19 protein-coding genes and 1 tRNA gene are annotated in these 22,167 nt (G+C 37.3%); 8 read left to right on the forward strand and 12 right to left on the reverse strand.

The genetic code is table 11. From position 1 onward, the window contains the following. Positions 1 to 34: 34 nt before the first annotated feature. Together AC5SR4_RS06435 and AC5SR4_RS06440 are read left to right on the forward strand one after the other, a co-directional pair. Positions 35 to 508 carry a hypothetical protein gene (locus tag AC5SR4_RS06435; protein ID WP_495358714.1) on the forward strand — a complete coding sequence of 158 codons (474 nt, stop codon included), beginning with the start codon at positions 35 to 37 and terminating at the stop codon, positions 506 to 508. Then, entirely contained in the window at positions 505 to 972 is a 468-nt protein-coding gene (locus AC5SR4_RS06440) for a type II secretion system protein GspG (RefSeq protein ID WP_495358715.1), read from the forward strand. The genes AC5SR4_RS06435 and AC5SR4_RS06440 overlap by 4 nt, the downstream gene beginning before the upstream one ends. Before the next feature lie 179 nt (positions 973 to 1,151). On the opposite strand, the gene AC5SR4_RS06445 is transcribed toward AC5SR4_RS06440, so the two are convergent. From AC5SR4_RS06445 to lepA, 5 genes are all read right to left on the reverse strand, one after another. Further along, positions 1,152 to 3,551 carry a glycoside hydrolase family 31 protein gene (locus AC5SR4_RS06445; protein ID WP_495358716.1) on the reverse strand — a complete coding sequence of 800 codons (2,400 nt, stop codon included), beginning with the start codon at positions 3,549 to 3,551 and terminating at the stop codon, positions 1,152 to 1,154. Positions 3,552 to 3,689: 138 nt separating this feature from the next. Continuing rightward, on the reverse strand, positions 3,690 to 5,597 hold the full coding sequence (glgB, locus tag AC5SR4_RS06450; protein ID WP_495358717.1) for a 1,4-alpha-glucan branching protein GlgB: 1,908 nt from the start codon (positions 5,595 to 5,597) through the stop codon (positions 3,690 to 3,692). Positions 5,598 to 5,600: 3 nt separating this feature from the next. Next, a complete protein-coding gene (locus AC5SR4_RS06455) occupies positions 5,601 to 6,866 on the reverse strand; it encodes a glucose-1-phosphate adenylyltransferase (RefSeq protein ID WP_495358718.1) in 1,266 nt (421 codons plus the stop codon). Beyond that, entirely contained in the window at positions 6,859 to 8,277 is a 1,419-nt protein-coding gene (locus tag AC5SR4_RS06460; protein ID WP_495358719.1) for a glycogen synthase, read from the reverse strand. The genes AC5SR4_RS06455 and AC5SR4_RS06460 overlap by 8 nt, the downstream gene beginning before the upstream one ends. Positions 8,278 to 8,424: 147 nt before the next feature. Next, positions 8,425 to 10,221, reverse strand: coding sequence for a translation elongation factor 4 (gene lepA, locus AC5SR4_RS06465; RefSeq protein WP_495358720.1), 1,797 nt, complete (start codon positions 10,219 to 10,221; stop codon positions 8,425 to 8,427). A 474-nt stretch (positions 10,222 to 10,695) separates the two neighbouring features. Here lepA and AC5SR4_RS06470 point away from each other — a divergent pair, with 474 nt between their 5' ends. Continuing rightward, complete coding sequence (locus tag AC5SR4_RS06470) at positions 10,696 to 12,879, forward strand: TonB-dependent receptor (protein ID WP_495358721.1); 2,184 nt, start codon at positions 10,696 to 10,698, stop codon at positions 12,877 to 12,879. A 98-nt stretch (positions 12,880 to 12,977) separates the two neighbouring features. Here AC5SR4_RS06470 and AC5SR4_RS06475 read toward each other — a convergent pair whose 3' ends face one another. From AC5SR4_RS06475 to AC5SR4_RS06485, 3 genes are read right to left on the reverse strand one after another with little or no spacing between them, the layout of a single operon-like run. After that, the gene (locus AC5SR4_RS06475; protein WP_495358722.1) at positions 12,978 to 13,181 is read right to left on the reverse strand and encodes a hypothetical protein; all 204 of its coding nucleotides are present in this window, start codon (positions 13,179 to 13,181) and stop codon (positions 12,978 to 12,980) included. Continuing rightward, a complete protein-coding gene (locus tag AC5SR4_RS06480; protein WP_495358723.1) occupies positions 13,178 to 14,572 on the reverse strand; it encodes a radical SAM protein in 1,395 nt (464 codons plus the stop codon). Before AC5SR4_RS06480 ends, AC5SR4_RS06475 begins: the two co-directional genes overlap by 4 nt. Beyond that, a complete protein-coding gene (locus AC5SR4_RS06485; RefSeq protein ID WP_495358724.1) occupies positions 14,562 to 15,305 on the reverse strand; it encodes a prolipoprotein diacylglyceryl transferase in 744 nt (247 codons plus the stop codon). Before AC5SR4_RS06485 ends, AC5SR4_RS06480 begins: the two co-directional genes overlap by 11 nt. 82 nt (positions 15,306 to 15,387) lie before the next feature. On the opposite strand from AC5SR4_RS06485, the gene dusB reads away from it, so the two are divergent. Then, on the forward strand, positions 15,388 to 16,383 hold the full coding sequence (dusB, locus tag AC5SR4_RS06490; RefSeq protein WP_495358725.1) for a tRNA dihydrouridine synthase DusB: 996 nt from the start codon (positions 15,388 to 15,390) through the stop codon (positions 16,381 to 16,383). A 15-nt stretch (positions 16,384 to 16,398) separates the two neighbouring features. Here the strand turns inward: dusB and AC5SR4_RS06495 are convergent, their stop codons facing one another. Both AC5SR4_RS06495 and rbfA read right to left on the reverse strand, forming a co-directional pair. Then, positions 16,399 to 17,604, reverse strand: coding sequence for an ABC transporter permease (locus tag AC5SR4_RS06495; RefSeq protein ID WP_495358726.1), 1,206 nt, complete (start codon positions 17,602 to 17,604; stop codon positions 16,399 to 16,401). Beyond that, positions 17,605 to 18,000, reverse strand: a complete 396-nt coding sequence (gene rbfA / locus AC5SR4_RS06500; protein WP_495358727.1) for a 30S ribosome-binding factor RbfA — start codon at positions 17,998 to 18,000, stop codon at positions 17,605 to 17,607. 170 nt (positions 18,001 to 18,170) lie between these two features. Between rbfA and mce the strand changes: the two genes are divergently transcribed. Together mce and AC5SR4_RS06510 are read left to right on the forward strand one after the other, a co-directional pair. Further along, a complete protein-coding gene (mce, locus tag AC5SR4_RS06505) occupies positions 18,171 to 18,581 on the forward strand; it encodes a methylmalonyl-CoA epimerase (protein WP_495358728.1) in 411 nt (136 codons plus the stop codon). A gap of 47 nt (positions 18,582 to 18,628) precedes the next feature. After that, a tRNA-Ile gene (locus tag AC5SR4_RS06510) sits at positions 18,629 to 18,702 on the forward strand. A gap of 299 nt (positions 18,703 to 19,001) precedes the next feature. Here the strand turns inward: AC5SR4_RS06510 and AC5SR4_RS06515 are convergent. Further along, the gene (locus AC5SR4_RS06515) at positions 19,002 to 19,367 is read right to left on the reverse strand and encodes a hypothetical protein (protein ID WP_495358729.1); all 366 of its coding nucleotides are present in this window, start codon (positions 19,365 to 19,367) and stop codon (positions 19,002 to 19,004) included. 816 nt (positions 19,368 to 20,183) lie between these two features. On the opposite strand from AC5SR4_RS06515, the gene AC5SR4_RS06520 reads away from it, so the two are divergent. Next, positions 20,184 to 20,375: a PID-CTERM protein-sorting domain-containing protein gene (locus AC5SR4_RS06520; RefSeq protein WP_495358730.1), complete on the forward strand. Its 192-nt coding sequence runs from the start codon at positions 20,184 to 20,186 to the stop codon at positions 20,373 to 20,375. Positions 20,376 to 20,394: 19 nt separating this feature from the next. Here the strand turns inward: AC5SR4_RS06520 and AC5SR4_RS06525 are convergent, their stop codons facing one another. Then, positions 20,395 to 20,985 carry a riboflavin synthase gene (locus AC5SR4_RS06525; protein WP_495358731.1) on the reverse strand — a complete coding sequence of 197 codons (591 nt, stop codon included), beginning with the start codon at positions 20,983 to 20,985 and terminating at the stop codon, positions 20,395 to 20,397. A gap of 65 nt (positions 20,986 to 21,050) precedes the next feature. Here AC5SR4_RS06525 and pdxA point away from each other — a divergent pair, with 65 nt between their 5' ends. Next, entirely contained in the window at positions 21,051 to 22,097 is a 1,047-nt protein-coding gene (gene pdxA, locus AC5SR4_RS06530; protein WP_495358732.1) for a 4-hydroxythreonine-4-phosphate dehydrogenase PdxA, read from the forward strand. Positions 22,098 to 22,167 lie beyond the last annotated feature (70 nt).

The following is a 22,167-nucleotide window of genomic DNA, read 5'->3' on the forward strand; positions in this document are numbered from 1 at the left end:
GTAACTTTAGCATGACTTGATTAGACCAACTAAAATGAAACGAGAACAACCTATTTACACTACTTTCTCATGGATTCGTTTTTTAAAAGACGTCTTGATTGGGTTAGTAATCATTTATCTATTTATTGAAATTGTTTCGCATTCTTCTAATGATATTAGTATGAATGGACTAACTACAGGATTTTTTCTATTAATAGTCCTTGTTATTATGGACTCCAAGGAACTAGCTGTTTACGAGCATACTTTAGAAATTAAACATCTGTACCTTTTTGGATTAATTTCTCGTAAAACTGTCTTTAAATTATCGGATATAAAGGACCTTTCTTATTCAGGAAAATTTTCTAAAACCAACGATTTAGTACAAGACTTACTGCATTTTATTATCCCTGTTTTTGACTTTAAAAACACCATGAGGATTGTGACTGTTAACAATAAGGTCTATGAATATAACATGTATATATATAAAGATAAACTCGAGAAGGTAATCCAATTAATTAAGTGTACATGATTGCATTGATTTTGTCGGCATTAGCGGAGCTAGGACTTATTAGAGCGGATTATAAACATCGTAAACACATAAGTGACCAGGAAAAAAGGGACGGCATTAAACGACCCATTCAAAAATATCTGCTTCAACCAAGTTCTAAAGTCTTTGTAATTGTTTTAGTTATAGGATGCGTGTCTGCTTTTTTATTTTTTAGTTATCGAAGTAAATTCGTTTTCCCGAAACAAACGAAAAAAGAAATTATAGCAATGAGCGAGCGAATAGTGCAATGGCATGAAAAATATGGAAAACTTCCGTCTGACTTAAATGAATTGATTGGAAACAGCCCTGTAAGACTGGAATGGAAAAAAGATTCATGGCATAGAGCGTATCAATATCATATTAAAGACAATGGGCGTAGTTTTTTAATTGTTTCAGCGGGTGCTGACGGGCAATTTGGGACTAGCGATGATATATCTTCAGAATAGATTAAACTTTTCTTAGTGATGTGGATTTAACTCCCCGAGCTTCCACTGAAGTGTAAGCATCCCCTCTTATGCCGTACAAACCGGCACAAGAGGGGAGCCCTCACGCAGTTTTTTTCAAACTCACGCTTGGTTTTAAGTTATAGTTTCACTTTTCACTTTTCACTTTTAGTTTTTCACTTTTAATCTCCTATAATCTGCAAATTCGTGAACTCTTTTGTTACTACTAAGGTGTTATCTTTAAACGCTACGTCTTCAAACGTGACATCTTCGTTATCTACTTTTATGGATGTTACCTTAAAGGGCAAACCAAACAGATTAATTTTAAATGTTTCGTAAGGGGTAATATACTGCCCGCGCTTATGGATACGAATGATTAATTTATTGCCATTACCTGCCAGGTTGAACTTCTTTAAGCTGTAACGGCCCTTGGTATAGTCGTAACCATCGTTGGAATCTTCATAAAGCTCGGAGTCCTCTTTGCCATTTTTATAATAAACATCTAGGCCAATTTGATCTAAAGCCTTTTCGCCTACATATTGCTGTATGGGATATTTTGGTATAATGGCCCCTGCTTTTATAAAGATGGGCATGGTATCTAAATCGGCATCCACCCAAGTTTCTTTACCGCCCTCAACCAATGTTTTGTCCCATAGGTTGTACCATTCTCCTTTTGGGATGTACATGCGGCGCCCTTTGGAATTGGGTTCGTTTATGGGGCATACCAGTATTTGGTTACCTACAATAAACTCATCGGTTCTATAATGGGTTTGTACATCTTCTTGGTCGTACAACACCAAAGACTTTAACATGGGAATATTATCCTGTGCATATTGGTAGAATGTGGTATATAAATAAGGCAGTAACTGGTACCGCATTTCTATAAACTTTCTAACAATATTAGTGATTTCTATATCGAAAGCCCAGGGCTCTTGCTCGCCGTGGTCGCCCGAGGAGTGTGTTCTACAGAATGGATGGAATACGCCCAACTGTATCCAACGGGCATAGAGTTCGCCATTGGGTTGCTCGGCAAAACCACCTATATCCGATCCGGCGAATGAGAATCCAGACATCGCTAGGCGCTGCGCCTGAATATTGGCTATTTGCAAATGCTCCCAGGTGGCTACGTTATCGCCCATCCAAGTGGAGGTGTAGCGTTGGGTACCCGAATAGGCCGATCGTGTAATAACGAATGGTCGTTTGGGGTAATTAAAGCGCTTTAAGCCGTGATAAGTGGCCCTGGCCATTTGCATGCCATAGATGTTATGGGCTTTTTGGTGGCTACAGGGGTTGCCATCGTAATCGTGGCGCACATCGGGCGGGAAGGTTTTTCCGGGCACATCCATAACGGCGGGCTCGTTCATATCGTTCCAAACGCCTTTTACACCAATATCTTCTATAAGTTCTTTAAACAATCCGGCCCACCACTCGCGCACTTCGGGTCTGGTAAAATCGGGGAAATAACACTCTCCCGGCCATACTTTACCTTTCATGTAAGGGCCATCGGCACGTTTACAGAAATAATCTTTATCTAAGGCTTCTTTAAAAACGCTGTATTCTCTATCTATTTTAATACCGGGGTCTATAATAACCACGGTTTTAAAGCCATCATCGGCCAATTCCTTAACCATACGTTTGGGCTCGGGGAAGTATTCCTTGCTCCAGGTAAAACACCGAAACCCTTCCATATAATCGATATCCAAATAAATGGCATCGCAGGGTATTTTTAGGTCTCTAAACTTTTTGGTGATTTCTTTTACTTTAGACTCGGGGTAGTAACTCCATTTACATTGGTGGTAGCCTAAGGCCCATAAAGGGGGAAGCTCTGGGGTTCCGGTTAAATCGGTGTAGCTGGTAACCACATCGATCATTTGCGGACCGTAAAAGAAATAATAATTCATTTCGCCACCTTGGGCCCAAAAGCTGGTAACGTTTCGGCGTTCGTTACAAAAATCGAAATAGGTTCTAAAGGTATTGTCAAAGAAAATACCATAAGACTTGCCGTTGTGTAAGCCAGTATAAAACGGAATGGCTTTGTAAATAGGGTCTGTTTGCTTACCAAAGGCATAAGAATCGGTGGCCCAGTTCTCGAATCGGCGTCCTTTAAGGTTTAAATGCTCTGGTTTATCACCAAGGCCATAATAGCTTTCGCCATTTTGGGCCGATTTGCTCATTTTAACGATATCGCCCCCTAGCTCGTAGCTTTCTTCCCAATGGAAGCCCAATTCGTCTTCGCAAATAATGGAATTGTCTTTGGCATCGTAGATGGATTTCCTTAAATCGGTTTTATAGATATAGCAAATTAGCTTGGCCGTAGTGATGATGTATTTTTCCTTGTCGTCGTCTATTTCTAAGTGGTTATAGCCTCTACTGGCGCCTTCATCTATGGCATACGAAAAGTCTTTTACAAACTTACCAACGGTTGTGTATCGAAATCGCAACACGCTGTCTCTTAAAACCGTGAGCTGAAGGATGACATTATTGGATGTTGTAAAGTATAAAATATCAACATCTTTTTTATAGTCTATTATATTGGAGGGGAATTGGTTTCCCTTGTATTCTAATTCGGTATTTAATATCATATTAAATGCATTTAATAATTGCCTAAAATAGTAAATATTAAAAGCTTAAAGAGCCAATATTTATCAAAAATAACAATGCAAAATTGTGTAAGCCATAAATAATTAGTGGGTTATTTAAATAAATCTCAAATAGAAGGTTTATTTAAGCTGAAAAACAACCATAGCAAGCGGCGGCAAGGTTATTTTTGCTGAATGACTTTTGCCGTTCCAAGGTGATTTTGTGCTATTGATTTCTTTCTTATTGGATACCCCACTGCCACCAAAGGCTTCTGAGTCGCTATTGAACACTTCAATTAATTTACCTTTTCTGGGCAGTCCTATTTTGTAGTTTTTATGTATGGTTGGTGTTAGGTTACAGGAAACAATGATATCGTTTTCTTGGTTATAGCCTTTTCTTATATAGGAAATAACACAGTTTTCGTGATCGTCGTAACTAATCCACTCAAACCCTTCGCCCGTAAAGGCTTTTTCGTATAATGCGGGAGAGGACTTATAGAGCTTGTTGAGTGCTTTAAAGTAATTTTGTGTGTCTTGATGGGGCTTAAAGTCCAGCAGATTCCAATCTAAGCTTTCTTGAAAGTTCCACTCATTGTATTGGCCAAACTCACCACCCATAAACAAGAGTTTTGTGCCCGGGTGCGTAAACATATAGCCGTATAATAACCTAAGGTTTGCAAAGCGTTGCCATTCATCGCCAGGCATTCTTCCTAAAATGGAGTTTTTGCCATAAACCACTTCGTCGTGTGATAGGGGCAACATAAAATTTTCTGAAAAGGCATAGGCCAAGCTAAAGGTTATATCGTTTTGGTGGTATTGTCTGTAAACAGGGTCTTTAGCAAAGTACTCTAGGGTATCGTGCATCCAGCCCATCATCCATTTCATACCAAAGCCCAATCCGCCTAAAAACACAGGTTTTGATACCCCTGGGAAGGCTGTGGACTCTTCTGCAATGGTTTGGGTGTCTGGAAACGATGCATAGATTTCTTGGTTTAATTCTTTAAGAAAATCGATGGCCGCTAAATTTTCACGTCCGCCATACATGTTGGGCTCCCATTCGCCATCTTCTCTAGAATAGTCTAAAAACAGCATGGATGCCACGGCATCAACCCTTAAACCATCTGCATGGTATTGGTCCATCCAAAAAGCGGCATTGCTTATTAAAAAGGAACGAACCTCATTGCGCTCGTAATTAAAGATCAAGCTTTTCCAATCTTGGTGGTAGCCTTTGCGCTTGTCGGGGTGTTCATAGAGGTGCGAACCGTCAAAGAAACCCAATCCGTGGGCGTCTTCTGGAAAATGGGAAGGCACCCAATCTAATATAATACCAATGTCGTTTTGGTGCAGCTTATCTACCAGATATTTAAATTCTTCTGGATAACCAAAGCGCGATGTTGGTGCAAAATACCCTGTAAGTTGGTAGCCCCACGACGGATCGTAAGGATATTCCATAATAGGCATAAGCTCTACATGGGTAAAGTTCATGTCTTTTACATAGGTCACTAAATCGTCGGCCAATTCATAGTAAGATAAAAAGCGATCTTCTTTTAAATTCTTTTTCCAGGAGCCCAAGTGGACTTCGTAAACCGAATAGGGCGCATCGATGGCATTGTGCTTTTTTCGTTTTTTCATCCAGCCGGTATCCTTCCATTTATAGGAATCGTCCCAGATGATAGATGCTGTTTTGGGTGGGTGTTCGCAACGCCGTGCGTAGGGATCGGCTTTTTCGGTTTTTATGCCGTAGTTATGGCTTTCAATTTTATACTTGTAGATATTGCCCTTGCCAACTAAGGGAATAAAGCCTTCCCAGATACCGCTACTGTCCCAACGTACATTTAATTGGTGTTCGCCGTCGGTCCAGAAATTAAAGTCGCCCACAACCGAGACGTTTTTGGCGCTTGGTGCCCATACCGCAAAGTAGGTACCTTCTATACCATCGACCGTGACAATGTGTGAACCAAATTTTTCATAAAGCCTATAGTGTTTACCTGCTTTAAAAAGGTTGATATCGAAGTCTGTAAATAGACTATAAACTTTTACTTGTGCCATATATTATATTACAAATCCGTTAGGAATGGTTGCGCCATTTTTAATTACTACGATACCATCTTTAATAGCGTAGGTGTCTGTTTCTGCATCTTCAAGGTGGCTACCGCCATTAATTCTAACATCGTCGCCTATACGACAGTTTTTATCGAGAATGGCATTTTTAATAAAGCAGCGTTCGCCTATTCCCATTAATATTTTTATTTTTTTTTCTTGTATTTCCAGGAGTGTTTCGTAATAATCGCTACCCATCATATAGGTTTTTATTACGGTAGACTCTTTTCCTATTCTGGAGCGAATGCCTATAACCGATTGTTCAATTTTTGCAGCGCTGATAATACAGCCTTCGGCCAGTACGGCTTTATCGAGGGTAGTACCTGCCACTTTGGTGGTAGGAAGCATACGGGCGTGGGTATATATACGCTTGGTTTTATCGTATAAATCGAACTTGGGGATATTGTCTGTTAAACCTATATTGGCCTCAAAAAAGGAATCGATATTTCCAATGTCGGTCCAATACCCTTCATATTGATAACTTAAGGTCTTGTGCTTTTCTATGGATTGCGGAATGATTTCTTTACCAAAATCGATGGTTGAAGTGTCGTTCATGAGTTCTATGAGCAGCTCCCGGTTAAAAATGTAAATTCCCATGGAGGCAAGATAATGGCGTCCTTCGTGTTTCATTTCGTCACTCACTTCAGAGGTCCACTCGGGCAACAGGCTGGCATCGGGTTTTTCTATAAAAGAGGTTATAATGCTTTCTTCGTTAGATTTTAGGATACCAAAAGAAGGTGCTTCTTTAGCATTAACGGGAATGGTGGCAACGGATATTTCGACACCACTTTTTTGGTGGGCCGCAATCATTTTGTCGTAATCCATTTGATAGAGCTGATCGCCCGATAGAATTAAGGCATAATCAAACTCATGTCTTAAAAAGTGGTGCATGCTTTGGCGAACGGCGTCGGCAGTTCCTTGAAACCACCCTTTATTGCCAGGTGTTTGCTCTGCAGCAAGCACATCAACAAAAGCACTACTGAAAAAACTAAAATGATAGGTGTCTTTTATATGACGGTTTAAGGAAGCTGAGTTAAACTGTGTTAGAACGAACATACGTTTAATGTCGGCGTTGATACAATTTGAAATTGGGATATCTACCAATCTGTATTTTCCTGCTATGGGTACCGCGGGTTTGGACCTTTCCTCTGTTAAAGGGTGCAACCTGGAACCTTGGCCACCTCCTAATATGATGGCTAAAACCTTGTTGTTAATCATTTTTAGTTTGTTTTATAGATTTGTATAAATTTATGTAAGCTGCTGCCGAAGCATCCCATGAATGGTCAATAGCCATTATTTTACTTCGTATAGCCTGGTACGTTGTTTGCTTTTTATAGAGTGCCACACCCCTGCTAATGGCGTTGACAATTTCTAAAACGGTTACATGGTCGTGGCAAATACCAAAACCATCTTTTTTAGCAATATCGGTTACGGTGTCTTTTAAGCCACCTATACTTCTAACGATGGGGATGGTGCCATATCGCAAGGCGTACATTTGGTTTAAACCACAGGGCTCTACCCGTGAGGGCATGAGTAAAAAATCGGCTCCTGCATATATAATATGGGAGAGTTTTTCGTCGTATCCTATATAAGCGTTGTATGTTCCAATATAATCATTTTTTAGCAATTCTAATTGTTTTTCTACTTCTGTATTGCCCGAACCCAGCAATAATATGGTAGCATCCTGTTTTTCCAAAGCTATTTTAAAGGTTTCGGGGAATAAATCGGAGCCTTTTTCATCAACCAATCTCCCAATAAAGGCAAATAGCGGTTTTTCAAATTCTAGATTAAAGGTGTCGCACAAATACTTTTTATTGGCTAAGGCACCTGCATTAACCGTTTCGGGGCTATAGTTTTCAACTATAAAGGGGTCTGTTTCAGGGTTCCACACTTTCCAATCGATACCGTTTAATATACCAGAACACTTTTTGCTTTCGGCGCTTAAAAGACTTTCCAGTCCGTTTGCAGCTTGTTTTAGTTCTTCCATATAACTTGGTGATACGGTTGTAATATGCCAAGCGCACTTTATGGCTGCAGCTAATGGGTTTATGTTTCCGCCCCAATCCAGTAAGCCAACATGATCAAAATTAAAAGGCGGAATTAAGCCAACTTTGTCATGCGAAAACCAACCCTGGTACTGAGCGTTGTGAATGGTTAAAATATTGGGTATTTTTCTAAAGGCCTTATACTTGTTACATTCTTGTAACATAAAGGGAATGAGCCCTGTATGATGATCGTGGCAGTGAATAATATCGGGATATTGGTTCCAGGTTAACAACCAATCGAGGGTAGCGATTTGAAATGCCAGGAAACGCTCGGTATCATCCATAGAATATACATAGTCTTTAAACAACAGCTCTGGAACGTCTATAAAAAAGACATCAAAATCCAAAGGCTCATCGACTACTTTAATATGGTATGTTAAGGTATCGTTACCTAATGTTAGGGTGTTGGTATGGATGGTTGTAAACGCACGTTGCTTTGTAAAGGCATTATCGTAAAACGGCATTATAACCTGCGAGGTGATTGCAGCACTATTTTGATATTTTGGCAATGCCCCAACTACATCGGCAAGCCCACCAACCTTGGCTACGGGATAACATTCTGCACTTACATGAATAATTGTCATTAATACTTTTGCTTTGCAATAAACTTACAAAAATATTAGGCACTATTTTATAGGAAATATATTTTTAAAGAAAATATTACATTATCGATATTAATCGAAATTTTCAATAAAAAATTCACATTTTACGGTAAAAGCATTTAAGAAATCTCAGTCATTCAATTTCAACACGGCCATAAATGCTTGTTGCGGAATCTCTACATTCCCCACTTGGCGCATGCGTTTTTTACCTTTTTTCTGTTTTTCAAGGAGTTTACGTTTACGTGAAATATCGCCTCCGTAACATTTTGCCGTAACATCTTTACGCAGGGCCTTAATGGTTTCTCTTGAAATGATTTTGGCCCCGACAGCGGCTTGAATGGGTATATCAAATTGCTGTCTTGGGATAAGCTCTTTTAGCTTTTCGCACATTTTCTTACCAATGTTTTGGGCATTATCGGCATGGATTAATGCCGACAGCGCATCTACAGGTTGGGCATTCAATAAGATATCCAATCGCACCAACTTAGACGGTTTCATCCCAATAGGATGGTAATCGAACGATGCGTAGCCTTTGGAAACCGTTTTCAATCGGTCGTAAAAATCGAATACAATCTCGGCCAAGGGCATTTCAAAAGTAAGCTCTACACGCTCAGGTGTTAAATAAGTCTGGTTGGTAATGATACCGCGTTTTTCGATACACAGCGACATGACATTCCCAATAAAATCAGACTTGGTAATGATGGTGGCTTTAATATAGGGCTCTTCCACACGATTTAAGGTGGAAGGCTCCGGTAAATCGGAGGGGTTGTTTACAATGACAATCTCATCGGGGTTTTTATTGGTATAGGCGTGGTAGGACACGTTGGGAACGGTGGTTATAACCGTCATATCAAACTCGCGCTCTAAACGCTCTTGAATGATTTCCATATGGAGCATGCCCAAAAACCCACAACGGAAACCAAAGCCTAAGGCTGCAGAGCTTTCGGGAATGAAAACCAACGACGCATCGTTTAGCTGTAGTTTTTCCATAGAGGCACGAAGCTCTTCGTAATCTTCTGTGTCTACAGGGTAAATACCCGCAAACACCATAGGTTTTACATCTTCAAAACCTGCTACAATATTAGTGGTGGGGTTTGCAAAATCGGTAATGGTATCACCTACTTTTACCTCTTTAGCAGTTTTAATGCCAGTAATTAAATAGCCCACATCGCCTGTTTTTACACTTTGCTTTACAATTTGGGTTAGTTTTAGGGTGCCCACTTCATCTGCAAAATAGCTTTTGTTTGTGGCTACGAACTTAATTTTTTGGCCTTTTTTAATTTCACCATTAAAAACTCTAAAATACGTTTCAATACCTCTAAACGAATTGTAAACAGAATCGAATATAAGTGCTTGTAAGGGTGCATTAGGGTCGCCTTTAGGGGCGGGAATGCGTTCTATGATGGCTTTTAAAATGTTGTCTACACCAAAACCTGTTTTGCCACTGGCATGAATAACATCTTCAGGGTTACAACCCAGTAAATCTACAATATCGTCGGTTACTTCCTCTGGGTTGGCACTGGGTAAATCTACTTTATTGAGTACGGGTATAATTTCCAAATCGTTTTCTAAGGCCAAGTATAGGTTAGAAATGGTTTGTGCTTGTATGCTTTGTGCAGCATCTACAATAAGTAAGGCGCCTTCGCAGGCTGCAATGGAGCGGGATACTTCATAAGAGAAATCGACATGCCCAGGGGTATCAATTAAGTTGAGTACATAGGGTTCGCCTTCATAAACATAATCCATTTGTATGGCGTGCGATTTGATGGTAATACCACGTTCGCGCTCTAAATCCATATTGTCCAACAACTGGTCTTGTTTTTCCCTATCTGTAACCGAACCGGTATAATCCAGCAAACGGTCTGCAAGTGTACTTTTCCCGTGGTCTATATGTGCAATGATGCAAAAGTTTCTAATATTCTTCATAAAGTAATCTATACCCAGATTTAATTTGCAAATATATATGTTTTAAATGATGCTAAATGTTTTGATTACATTTAAATTATGTTACCTGTTAATGGTTTATTGAAAAAAACATAAATTAGGTATTCCGTTTATACTTTCAATTAAACTTTTTTCTATTTTTCGGTCTAAGTTTAAAAGAGTTAGTTCAAACCAAAGAGATAATTTAATTTTTAAAGTTGTAATCTAGTGCATAGAAATATAAAAAATTTATTCACATGTTTTTTAGCATGTATTGTTGCAACAAAGTTATTATATTCTCAAGAAGACAAGTCTGTTCCTTACATAGAAAAAATATATCTTCACACAGACAGATCCCACTATATTATAGGCGAAGATTTATGGTACAAAGCGTATAATGTTTATGCTTATAATAATCTTCTTTTTAATTACAGTAATGTTTTATATGTAGAATTAATTTCGTCCGATTCAAAAATAGTGGCACGAAACAAAACAGAATTAAAGGAAGGTTTAGGACATGGGGATTTTAAATTAACGGACTCCATAGGGGTTAAACCCGGTGTATATGAGCTAAGGGCCTATACCCAATGGAACCGTAATTTTGGGTCGGATTTTGTGTTTAAGAAGCGAATTGCCATTCGTGATGTTTACAATAAAGAGACGGATATAGTAGATAAACAGGATATACGCCGTGGGGCTGTGCCTACCTCTAAGGCAAAAGCTCACCATGCATGCAAGGTGCAGTTTTTTCCAGAAGGAGGGGCTTTAATTGAAGATGTTTTAAGTGCTGTGGCTTTTAAGGCTGTGGACCAAAACGATATGCCTATTGATGTAACGGGTAAAGTTCTTGACTCTAAAGGAACACTGGTTGCCTTATTAAAAAGTGTCCATGATGGGATGGGGATATTTCAAATAAAACCTATGAAAGGGGAGGTATATTATGCTGAATTTACAACACCCTATGGAGACACCATCCAGGCGCCATTCCCTACTCCGCATAAGCAAGGGTATGTTGTGAGTTTTAATACCGTGAATGGAAAAGACCTTGTGACCCTTAGAACGAATGAGGAAACATTATTGCAACAACCCAATGATACGCTTTCAATTCATTTTACTTCCAGGGGCATTACCTATTTAGAAGGCTTACAGCCCCTAACGAAACCCTTGTTGTCTTTTGAGTTGCCAAAAAAAACTTTACCAGAGGGTATTAGCCAAATAACCTTGTATGATGCCAGTGCACGCCCGGTAAGTGAGCGATTGGTTTATATTGAAAAGGAACACGATTTAGACGTTATATTAACAACCAACAAAAAAACCTATGACCCCAATGAAGCGGTAACCATTAGGGTGTCGTCCAAAACAAAAACAGGTGAAGGAGTCCCTGCAAGCTACTCGTTAAGTGCGGTAGATATGAATGGGGTTAATAATTTGGGAGATAAACAAGCCACCATTTGTTCTTATTTTTTGATGGAGTCTGATATTAGAGGTGCGGTTTATAACCCAGGCTATTATTTTGACAAGAGTAACCCCCGAAGATTGGCACATCTGGATTTGTTATTGCTAACCCAAGGATGGCGTGATTTTTTATGGAAAACCTTACCTAAGCAAAAAGATAGTATTCATTATAACGCTGAAAAAAGCTTTGTAATATCAGGTTTTGTTAAACAGCTTTTGGGCAATGACCGCAAAACCAATATGAATATGACTTTGGCTTTGGTAAATGAAAACGGTATGAACATACACCATACAGAGACCGATTCGGTAGGTCGTTTTACATTTGATAACCTCCTGTTTTCTGGAACCACCCATATGTTTTTAAGTGCTAGAAACGAAAAAGGAAAGCCTAGAGGGGAAATTGTATTGGACCCCTTTGATAGGCCCCCCATGCCCGTGGATTTTAAACAGGAGGGGCGGATGGCTATGTTTGCTGATAGTACCATGAATGCTATAACCAAAAATGTGTATAAAAAGCACATGGCTTTTGGTATTCCCCCTGAAAATGTGTTGGATGAAATAGAAATTATTGCCAAAAAGAAGACTACGCCGACTAGCCTATACGGCATTCCCGATTTTAGTTATGAGCCAGATGAAAATACTCCTGTGGTAAATGATATATACCAACTTATACAATATGTCATTCCTGGGGTTATTGTTACTGGGGACAGTATCCGTTTTATGAGATTTAATGGGCCGGCCCATATTATATTAAATGGTTTTCCTTTGTTTGATTCCGACGATTTAAGTTTTATACTCCCTGAGGACATTGAGAAAATTGACGCCTTAAAAGGGCCCTCGGCCGCTATATATGGTAGTGAAGGAGCCAATGGTGTGATTGCTATTTATACCAAACAAGGTGTGGGAGCTGCACCAGAAAAAGAACGCTTTCATTCCATTGATAAGGAACTAACAGGGTTTTATAATGCCCGAGTGTTTTATGTACCCAATCCAGAAGCGGCGGAAACACCTTTTAAAATGAATAACCATACAGACATAAGGAATACCTTGTATTGGAACCCATACATCCATCCAAACGAAACGGGGGAAGCAAAAGCCTTGTATTACAATACAGAGGTAGAAACCCAAGTAAAAGTCACCTTAGAAGGGATTACAGCCACAGGGATTCCAGTAGTTGTTAAAACGGAGTACAACATTAAAAAATAGGGATTATGTCCACCAGATTAACCTGTAAAAGTATAGTTGTTTTATATAAGGGCTTGTGTATTTTAATTTGGTAGATAGAAAAAGAAATTTACTGGAACTTACATCATTAAACCGCCACAAATCCCCAGGCCCACAATAAGATAAACGACGGCCAAAATATAAAATATTTTTGATGCTTTTTTGTTATTTGTTCTAAGCAAGAAACCTATTAAAGCTAATAGAAAGGCGGGGCCAATTAAAATTAATAAAACAATAATAACAATAAAAGAATAATCTCCCCCTTGAATTAATAATGTGTTCATAGGCGTGTTTTTTGAAGTTCTTTTAAGCGGTTCTTTTTATCATCTCTGTAAAACAAATTCATAGTTTCAAAAGGGATAATTTTATTGTCTTTGTCTACAATATGCACACATGATTTTTTAATAGCACGTACGTCAAAATTGTAAGCATCTATAAATTGCATGATAATAATACGAAATAAATTGTTGTAACCTAACTCTGGAGCATCAATATTTGGTAAACAGCACATAATGGATTTTAAATGTTCTTCGGCAGTTTCTGTAGAGTTTCCGGTACTAAACAGTTTGATCATTTGTCCTTTAAGCTGTTCATCTTGTTCGTAAATAATGGTATTCTTACTATTATCCAATAAGTCATTAGGGTTTATGTATCGTGTAAGCGGAAATACATTACCACCAAGTTTTAGGGCATATCCCATAACCAAAGCATCGGGGTTGCAAGGTACTGGTAGTAAATCTTCCGGACTGAAAATTTGGGTCTGTTCTAGGATGTTTCTTCTTACTTCAGTTAGTGTCATTCTATCGGTTTCTGGATTGAAATGTTCTAACCTGCCCGTAATTTGGGTGGGTTGAAAGGTAACACCGCGCACACATTTTTGTGCTAATGCATAGGTTATTATTTTTCCTATTTCATTATCGTTCAAGCCTTTTTGTAGTGTTACTACCAAGGTGGTTGATAAGTTGACCAAATTTAGATTTTCAATAGCTTGTTTACGAACATCAGCCAAGTTGGCACCACGAAGTTCTTGTAAAACAGCATTTTCGAAGGAATCGAATTGTAAATAGATTTCAAAATCGGGAGCATAAGTTTTTAATCTTTCTGCAAAGGCGATATCTTTTGCAATTTTAATACCATTGGTATTTAACATTAAATGCCTTATAGGTAAGGATTTTGCGTAATCCAGTATGTCCCAAAATTGTGGATGAATGGTAGGCTCACCACCTGATATCTGTACAACATCGGGTTCTTTTTCGTTCTTAACAATCGTGTCTAACATCCTCTTAATCTCATCTAAGGTTCGATGTCTGCCATAGGTTGGTGAAGAACCTGCATAGCAAGTTGGGCATGTTAGGTTGCAACGATCGGTTACTTCAATAACCGTTAAACAACTATGTTGCTCATGGTCTGGACATAAACCACAGTCGTATGGGCACCCATAATGGGTTTTGGTGTTAAACGTATAAGGGGTTTCACTGGGTTTATTATAGTTACGAATGTTTTTGTAGTATTCAATATCATCAGCAATAAGCACTTTACTGTTTCCATGTTGGTCACATCGCTTGAGCATGTAAACACGGCCATTTTCAAATACAATTTTTGCGTCTATCCTTTTTAAGCATTCGGGGCATAGACTTAAGGTGAAATCGTAGTACGTATATTTTCTAGTGGGCATTTTTTAGTTTTTGAAACAAGAACTTGCTGTAATACAACCAGCAAATTACACATAAAATTTGGATAGAACTTAAAGTGTATATATAGAATACATTAGGTTTTAGAAATTCTATAAAAAAACGAAAACCAAAATAACCCAGCATAAAGTATTTAAAGAGGTCGCCATTTTTTAGATTAAAATGGGTTATAATGTATTTTAAAACAAAATAGAGTAAGATTAGAAAAGCCAACTCGTATAGGGCTATAGGGTGGCGCATGATGCCATCCCCTAAATCCATTCCAAATATAAAAGTCGTTTCACGACCATAAGTAAACTCACTAACACCCGAAAGGAAACATCCAATACGCCCAATAAATAGGCCCAGAATAATTGGAAAAACGAACAAATCACCAGAAGATTGGGTTTCCCCAATCATTTTTTTAGTGAGCTCTACGCTAAGCATACCCCCAAATAGTCCGCCCATAATGGTTTTGGTGTTTAGTAGTTGAATGATATTTGTTGATGAAAAAGAGGCAAGAGGGTTTTCTAAATACCCCATGAAGCGCGACCCAATTAAAGCCCCTATAGCAGCACCCAGAATGATAGACAGTCTATTACGAGAAGAAATAACATCCGATTGATTTCGCCTCAAAATCACGTAATACCGATATGCCAAAAAAAAGGCTACATATTCTAAAACTAAATGGATGTTTATAAAAATACCAAATAGTTCGGGATGAAAAGGGATTTCCAAATGATTGTCAATTAGGGTTTAATAATCATGAATATACATACATTACTTAAAAAAGATGTAATTTTGCCACAAAAATGAAGGCTTGGTAAAGATTGACAATATAGAACTCCCTGATTTTCCGTTACTTTTAGCACCTATGGAAGATGTAAGTGACCCACCATTTCGTGCCCTGTGCAAAGAACAAGGTGCCGATGTGGTGTATACCGAGTTTGTGTCTAGTGAAGGATTGATTCGTAATGCTGCTAAAAGCGTTATGAAGCTGGATATTTATGAAAAGGAGCGCCCAGTTGGAATTCAAATTTTTGGTGCCAACTTAGATAGTATGTTACAAACCATTGACATAGTTACGGCTTCTAACCCAGATATTATTGATATTAATTTTGGGTGTCCTGTAAAAAAAGTGGTAAGCAAAGGTGCTGGGGCAGGTATTCTTAAAGATGTCTGTTTAATGGAACAGTTAACTGCCGAAATGGTAAAACGCACCCATATACCCATTACGGTAAAGACCCGTTTGGGGTGGGACCATGATTCTATTAAGATTGTTGAAGTGGCCGAAAGGTTGCAGGATGTTGGCTGTAAAGCCATAGCAATACACGGGCGGACACGTGCCCAAATGTATAAAGGCGATGCCGATTGGAAACCTATTGCCCAGGTAAAGAACAATCCGAGAATGCATATTCCTGTATTTGGAAATGGGGATGTGGATACACCTGAACGCGCTGTTGAAATGCGTGACCGTTATGGATTGGATGGTGCTATGATAGGGCGTGCCAGCATAGGAAACCCCTGGTTTTTTAAACAAGTAAAACACTTTTTTAACACGGGCGAGCATTTACAGCCAATTTCTCTTGAGGAACGGGTGGAGGCTGCACGCAGGCATTTACAAATGGCTATAGATTGGAAAGGGGAAACCCTTGGGGTATTTGAAACCAGACGCCATTACACCAATTACTTTAAAGGGATTCCACATTTTAAAGAATACAGAACCAAAATGGTGACCAGTGACGATGCTAAGGATGTTTTTGCCGCGTTTGATGAGGTTCTGGAAGCTTTTTCGGATTATCAATTTACTGAATAGGCCTTTTCTACCCTGTTAATGATACTCAACCAAGGTTTTGGAAATACGCGCAGATGCGATGCGCGATGCAACGATACCCAATACTGAAATAGTAAGGAATACAATAACAAAATTTTCGACTTTGATTCTTACAGGATATGCCAAGGAGGGGGTTATCATTACCAAATCTAATGTTTGCTGTAAAAAAGTTAGTATTAAGGCAACAACCAAACCAATAATACCACCTACAACACTCATTAGGCTACCTTGATAGAAAAAGATTTTACGAATATCTTTTAGAGTTGCACCAATGTTATAAAGGGTATTTAAACTTCGTTTTTTATCGAGCATCATCATAATTAAAGACCCAATAATATTGAAAAAGGCAATAATCAACACCAACGTAAAAATAAGGTAGACCGCTAGGTTTTCGGTGTTGAGCATTTTATAAAGGGCATCATTTAATTGCGCGCGGTTTTTTAAGATAACTTTACTTCCTATAATGCCATTAATTTGTTGTTTTACAAGGTCTATATCGGCATCCTCTTTAAGCTTGAATTCTATGGCGGTTATTTGATTGGGCTCATAGTTTAGCAGGTTTTGGGCTAAATCTATAGGCGCAAAGATGTAGTTGTCATTTAATTTTTCATTAATATAAAATACACCAACATTAATGGCATGAACACTGTTAAAGGCATTTTTGGTAGCGGTTATTTGTCCCTTGCCGGGCTTGGGTACATATATGTTAATGGGCTTAGAAAAATCTAAAACCCCTAGTGAAAGACTGTTTGAAACGCCCCAACCAACCACAATTTGTTTGGACTTTTGTTCTAACCAATTACCACTATCTATAACAGAATCGATAGCAACCACGTTTTGAAATTGCGCATCAACGCCTTTTATAGTGGCTAAGGTGTTTTTATTGTTGGAAGCTACTATAACACGTTCTTCAACAATTTTTGTATAGGAGGCAATGCCACCAACAGCATTGAGTTTATTAACATCGGCATCAGTTAAAACAAAGGATTTGCCGTAGGCGGTTTCAGCCTTTAGATCGGGGTCTACTATGCTAGAGAATTCCAATGTAAAATCCTTTAAGCCCGCAAAACCAGAAAGTACTATAAATAAGGATGCTGCTCCTAAAATAACACCAATAATAGCTATAATAGTAATAAAATTGATAGCATTATTGCTGCTTTTAGAGCGCAAATAACGTTTTGCTATATATAATGGGACATTCAATTAGGACTTTTTTCTTTTATCTAATATAGAAGGATCTTTAATGGGGTTTTCGCCACCTTTTAGAGATTTTTCAATCTTATCAATATACTCCAAAGAGTCGTCTATAAAAAACTCTAAATGGGGCATACGCCTTAGTTGGTTTTTGGTGCGTTGTGCCAATTCATGCCTAATTAATGGGGTATTGGATTTAATACCAACTAACAACTCCTTGGCCTTATCATTGGGAAAAATACTTAAATATACCTTGGCAACACTTAAATCTACAGTTACTTTAACCTTAGATACCGATATTAATATACCCTGCATGCCACCTTGTGTTGCGGCACGCTGAAGTACATCTACTAAGTCGCGCTGTAAAACCGATCCTATTTTTTTTTGTCTTTGACTCTCTTCCAAAATTATTGATTTTTTAAAGGATGTTTAATTTAGTAAATTCATACGAATAAACAGGTTTCCTTTGCTTTTATTACCCATAATGGGTTTTTACTATGCAAAAATAGCGGATATTTAAAGATTATCTTACTTTTGAATTACAAATTTGCATCATAAATTCAAAGCCATCTTAAATGAATAAAATTGAGCATATAGGAATTGCGGTTAAAAACCTAGAGGAATCTAACGATTTGTTTTCCAAATTATTTGGAACACCAAGCTATAAGATAGAAGCTGTTGAAAGCGAAGGCGTAAAAACCTCTTTTTTTAAAGTTGGGGACAATAAGGTTGAGCTATTGGAAGCAACCCATGCCAATAGTCCCATAGCTAAGTTTATAGAAAAAAAGGGAGAAGGCATACACCACATTGCTTTTGATGTGGATGATATTGAAGCGGAAGTAAAACGACTGGAAGGCGAAGGCTTTACCATTTTAAATAAAACACCCAAGAAAGGTGCTGATAATAAGCTGGTTGTTTTTTTACATCCAAAAAGCACGAATGGTGTATTAATAGAGCTTTGCCAGGAAATTGTTTTAAAAGAATAAATTTCTTGTAGAGTTATAAAAATAGTATTAAATTCGCAGCCAATTTCGGTCCTATAACTCAGTTGGTTAGAGTATCTGACTCATAATCAGAAAGTCCCTGGTTCGAGCCCAGGTGGGACCACATAGAAATTGCGAAGCCTTGTAGACTTTGAGTTTGCAAGGCTTTTTTGTTGGGTTTAGTATTTTTACAAAAAATAATATCCAATATTGAATTGTAAATAAATATTCTTAGCATCAGTGGATTCTATATTTGTAAAAACAGAATCGTCCACTTTAAAAACGGTTCCATAACCTTGGTACATTCCTATCTCAAAAAATAGTTTTCTAAATTGAAACCCTGTTCCTAAACTTAGTCCATAGTCAAAATTTGATTGGACTTCGCCAAAATCATGCGTTAATTTTTTAGTTTTTAATAAATAACTAAAATGTGGTCCAATAACTATATAGGGTTTTGAAAAAAAATCTAAAAACTAAAGGGAATGATAAATACGTAAGACTATAATCGAAGTCATGAAACGTTATTGTAGGGGCATTGTTTTCTTGATGCCTATCCCCAATGGCATTAACTTCAATTTTTGGATGAAAATGGATTTTATTATGAATTTCAAAATTATACAATAAGCCAAATTTATATCCAAATTCACTACCATTCATAGTCCCTCCATTAGCAAACCCTGATTTCGAAAAGCCTGAGTAATTAATGCCTGCATAAGCACCTAATTTATTCTGTGAGTAAATTACACTGCATGTTAATAGTAATGATATTAATAATGCTGACTTATTCATTTTTATGGCTTTGTTATTATTTTAAAAATTGATTATTAATCTAATATAATTAAATAACTCATAAAAAATGATCGAAACAAAATTCATAAACAACTTAACATGTTGTCAACTCTTTAAAAGTATTTTATGAGTTCTTTTGCCTTAATCTTAATAGCAAAGTATAGCCATAAAAAGGGAAAACACTAAGAAATTACAATATCTTTTTTTTAATCCAATCTTATTTTCCCAAAAAAAGTAGGGTAAACCCAACCCAACCCAAACCGGTAATAATATAGTCATCACGTTTTACTTCATTCAAAACCAATAAAATGGGTGTATAATATTACATTTATGTAGGCTTGTACAATATTAAACGATTGAAATATGATATGAATATGTTATTGTCAATAACTAAATAGCATGTTTAATATACTAAAACGCATGTTCAAGGTGCTCAGTCGAATGTTTGACATACGCTAACGCATGTTAAACATGCTCTTAGGTTTTGTAAGATTTGTTTTTAAAAGTTAGATAGACTTAAATATTATGCAACCCAATCATTATAAGAACGTTAAGTTCACATAAAATTAAAAGGCTAAGCGCATATTTCATTTCGTTTTAACCCGAAAATGTCTATATTTGTTATGCTTAATAAAAAAAGAGAGGGATTACTTTTTAATTAGGTTCATTTTAGACATAAATAACACTTGCCAAAACGGCCAAAAGAGCAAAAAATAAGCATTTCGTCGATTTTTTTTGCTTTTAATGGATGTTTTTTTGTTTAAATTCCTTTACTTTGTGCCAGTTTCCTACTGTTTTTTTATAAATTGTGACCCCATGACAATGCAAAACAAAAGAATATTAGCCTCAATCTTATTTGTATTAATAAGTTTTGTATGCGTATCTCAAGGCTTACCGCCACCTGGGCCGCCAATACCTCCAGGTACTCCTATAGATGGTGGGGTGTTTGTATTAGCTTGTGTGGGATTGCTTTACGGCATTAAAAAATTACTTCCTAAAAAACAATAACCAAATCCAATTTTTTAACCTAATCTTTTAAACTAATAAGTTTAGCAACATACTTCCCTAAAACATCAAATTCTAAATTTACCACTGTTCCTTTTTTAAAGCGTTTAAAGTTTGTATGCTCATAGGTATAAGGTATAATGGCCACACTAAACGAATGCTTTTTGGAATTTACAACCGTAAGACTTACACCATTAACGGTAATAGATCCTTTTTCAATAGTTATATTGTTAAGGGACGTATCATAATTAAACGTAAATACCCAACTGCCTTGGGCTTCCTCAATATGTTCGCAAACTGCGGTTTGGTCTACATGTCCTTGCACAATATGTCCGTCAAGCCTATCACCCAACCTCATAGCACGTTCTAAGTTTACAAAATCGCCTACTTTTAAGGTGCCTAAATTGGTTTTTTTCAAGGTTTCGCCAATAGCGGTAACAGTATATTCACTGTTATTAATATCAACAACCGTTAAGCAAACACCATTATGGGCCACGCTTTGGTCTATCTTTAATTCAGTAGCTAAAGGACTTTTAATAGAGATATGAAGGTTGTTTAGCTCTTCTTTTATACTTGAAACAACACCAATACCTTCAATAATTCCCGTAAACATATTATTATTTGTTTATTTAGTTAAATTTGCATCATCAAAATTACAAACAAAAGTTATCATTTTTAATGAAGAAAGCAGAAAATATAGTTGTAGGGATATCAATAGGTGACTTAAATGGTATTGGTGCGGAAATTATTCTAAAAACATTTGAAGATTCTAGAATGTTGGATTTTTGTACTCCGGTAATTTTTGCCTCGTCCAAGACCATGAATTTTTTTAAAACACATTTTAACTCTGAAATAAATTTTAATAACACCAATAACATAGAGCAGATTGTTCATGGAAAGGTTAATGTATTTAATTGTTGGAATGAAGTTGTAAATATTGAATTTGGAAAAGAAGATATTAAGATAGGTGCATACGCCATAAAATCTTTGCAAGCCGCCACAAAAGCGCTTAAACAAAATAACATAGATGTATTGGTTACGGCACCAATAAATAAGCACAACATACAGTCTAAAGATTTTAATTTTCCTGGACATACAGATTACCTATCGCAAGAGCTAGAAGGTGAAAGCCTTATGTTTATGGTTACAGACAGCTTACGTGTTGGATTGCTTACCGATCATGTTCCTGTTAAGGATATTGTGCAACACATATCGGAGGATTTGATAACTAACAAAATAAATACCGTTTATAATTCTTTGTTAAAGGACTTTAGTGTTGTAAGGCCAAAAATAGCCGTTTTGGGTATTAATCCGCACACGGGCGATAATGGTGTTATTGGTAGTGAAGATGACTCGGTATTAAGACCAACACTTCAAAAAATAAAAGAAACGGGCAAGTTGGTTTATGGGCCTTATGCGGCCGACAGTTTTTTTGGGTCCAATAACTACAAAAATTTTGATGCTGTAATAGCCTGCTATCACGACCAGGGCTTAATACCTTTTAAAACTTTATCATTTGGACAAGGGGTTAACTTTACCGCCGGATTAAATAAGGTTAGAACCTCACCAGATCATGGTACCGCTTATGAAATTGCCGGAAAAGGAGTGGCAGATGAGAATTCATTTAAAGAAGCGGTTTTTACAGCAATTCAAATACATAGAAACAGACTAGCTTACAGCAAACTAACATCAAATCCATTAAAAAAGCAGCAAAAAAAGGGGTAGGCAAAAAAATGTTTATTAGTGATGCCCCTTAAATAAAAATTTATATATTTGCAGGCTCAAAATAGATGTG

Source organism: Aestuariibaculum scopimerae, from assembly GCF_059428085.1.